Consider the following 2,407-nt stretch of genomic DNA (forward strand, 5'->3'; position numbering starts at 1 on the left):
CCCCCCCCCCCCCACCGAGGTGACGTCCAGTGCATCTTCCAGGCCCAGCAGGCTCTGCACCAGGTGCACCCGGTGCGAGAACGGGCAGGCGTGGGAGATATACAGGTGGTAGCGGTTGGGCTCGGCCACCAGTTCGCTGAGGAACAGCTCCTGGACCGACGGGGTGTCTTGGCTGCGGGTCATCTTACCTCCCTGCGACGGTGGCCAGGCTTGGGCATGGGCGCTCGCCGAGGGCGGCGATGCTGTGCTGGATCTTCAGGTTGGCGGCGGCCAGGCCCGCGGCCAGGCTCTCTTCGCCCATGCCCAGGCCTTCGGCATAGATGAACTCGACGCTGTTCAGGCCGATGAAACCCAGGGTCTGCGACAGCCAGCCGGCCAGGGTGTCGGTGCCCTGGCTGTAGACGCCGCCGCTGGCGTTGAGCACATGCACCGGCTTGTCGTCGAGCAGCCCGACCGGGGCGCCGTCGACATAGGTGAAGGTGACGCCGCCACGCACGATGTGGTCGACCCAGGTGTGCAGGATCGATGGTGCGCCGAAGTTGTAGCGCGGCAGGCCGATCACCACGCGGTCGGCATCCTGGATTTCTTCTATCAGCTCGTTGGACAGCTTCAGCGCCGCGGCCGCCTCGATGCTGCTGGCGTCACCGCCGAACAGGGCGTCCATGGTCACCGCATTGAGGTGCGGGATGGGCTGGGCGTGCAGGTCGCGCACCGCCACCGAAGCTTCGGGGTTGACCTCTTTGAGCTGCTTGAGGAAGTTGTCCACCAGTTGGCCGGAGAAGCCGCCGTCGGACTTGATCGAGGAGCGGATGACCAGGACCTTGTGATTCATTGCGCGAATCCTTTCTGTGATGTGTGGCATGCAGTCTTGAGCAATCGCGCGGGAGTGAAAAGCGCAGATAATCAGGGTTTTACCCTTAAGGTTGTCATGTATCTGAGCTGCAAGCTTTAAGCTGCAGGCTACCTCACCATTCCCGCTTGAGCCTGAACTTGTTCAGCTGCGCGCTGGCCCCAGCAAGGGCAGGGTGGCGAGCATGCTGGTGGTGTCGAGCATCGAGTAGATCACCCCGCCGTGCAGGGTCTGGCTCAGGTTGTCGATGTCGGCGTTGACGGTCAGCCGGCAGGTGCACTGGCCCTTCGATCATGCCGGCCTTGTCGCTCGGCGCCGGGGAGTCGCGGCGGGCGAATTCCATGTCCCAGTAACGGCTGCTGTGCAGGCCGCCGTGCTGGTGAAATAGGCCTGCTCGCCTGGCGGCAGCTGTGGTACAACGCCGCAGGACAAAGGATTCGTCGCCCGGTTTTCGGGCACACAAGGAGGTGGTGGTGTTTTCCAAGATCAGTCTCGATCAGTGGCGCGCGTTCGTCTGCACGGTCGAGTGCGGCGGTTTCCAGCAGGCCGGCGAGCACATGTACAAGTCGCAGTCGGCGATCAGCCATTCGGTCAACCGCATGGAAATGCTTCTGGGCCAGGAGCTGTTCATCATCGAAGGGCGCAAGGCCGTGCTCACCTCGCTGGGCAAGGCGCTGTTGCCCCAGGCTAAGCACCTGCTGGGCGCGGCGCAGAAGCTCGAGCACCTGGCCAACCAGTACCAGCCCGGGTTGTTCACCGAACAGGCGCTGGCGGTGGATGTGCTGTTCCCAATCGAATTGCTGCAACAGGCATTGCAGGAGTTTGCCCTGGAGTACAAGGATCACCGTATCCGCTTGTACGAGACGGCGTTGTCCGGGGCTCGCGAGTTGCTGGAGGACGGCAAGGTCGAGCTGGGCATCGCCAGCAGCCTGCCCTCGGGGTATCTGCAGGAGTTCTTGTTGAATGTCTCGTTGATCTGCGTGGTGGGAGCCAGCCATCCGCTCAGCGAGGCGCAGGGCGAGTTGAGCCTGGACGACATGAAGAACCACCGGCAGGTGGTGATCCGCGATTCTGGCACGCGCAATTCGCAGAACAGCGGCTGGCTGGGGACCTCGCAGCGCTGGACGGTGAGCAGCCTGGCGGCGGCCGAGAGCTTCGTCGAGCGGGGGATGGGCTTTGCCTGGTTGCCGGAGCATCGGGTGCAGCAGGGGTTGGCGCAAGGGCGGTTGGTGCGGGTCAACCTGCAGCATCAGCGGGAGCGGGAGGTGCCGATGTACATGGGGTACCCCGAGGAGTACCGGCACAGTCCCGAGGTGTGCTTGCTGGCGCAGATACTGCGGGAGCGGTGCCGGGAGTATCGGCCGGTTGTTGCTTGATGGATCGTTGGGGCTGGTTTCGAGGGATGTAGGCGCATTCATTTGTGATGTCGACGCTTAGTCACCTTTCCGCCCTTACGGCGGGTCCCTTTTTGAAGCATCAAAAAGGAACCAAAAAATGCTCGCGGTATGACTCACCCACATGGGTTACAAATCAGTTCACGCACATAGGTAACAGTCT

Annotated in this window: 2 protein-coding genes and 1 pseudogene; 1 reads left to right on the forward strand and 2 read right to left on the reverse strand. The window is 62.9% G+C overall.

The window, feature by feature from the left end; translation table 11 throughout:
- Nucleotides 1–183: pseudogene (locus ACODS9_RS26470) on the reverse strand (hypothetical protein); the annotation flags it as partial.
- Between the two features lies 1 nt (nt 184).
- The gene (locus ACODS9_RS26475; protein WP_401105616.1) at nt 185–832 is read right to left on the reverse strand and encodes an FMN-dependent NADH-azoreductase; all 648 of its coding nucleotides are present in this window, start codon (nt 830–832) and stop codon (nt 185–187) included.
- Between the two features lie 491 nt (nt 833–1,323).
- On the opposite strand from ACODS9_RS26475, the gene ACODS9_RS26480 reads away from it, so the two are divergent.
- On the forward strand, nt 1,324–2,226 hold the full coding sequence (locus ACODS9_RS26480; RefSeq protein WP_401105618.1) for a LysR family transcriptional regulator: 903 nt from the start codon (nt 1,324–1,326) through the stop codon (nt 2,224–2,226).
- Nucleotides 2,227–2,407 lie beyond the last annotated feature (181 nt).

Source organism: Pseudomonas sp. FG36 (assembly GCF_057809275.1).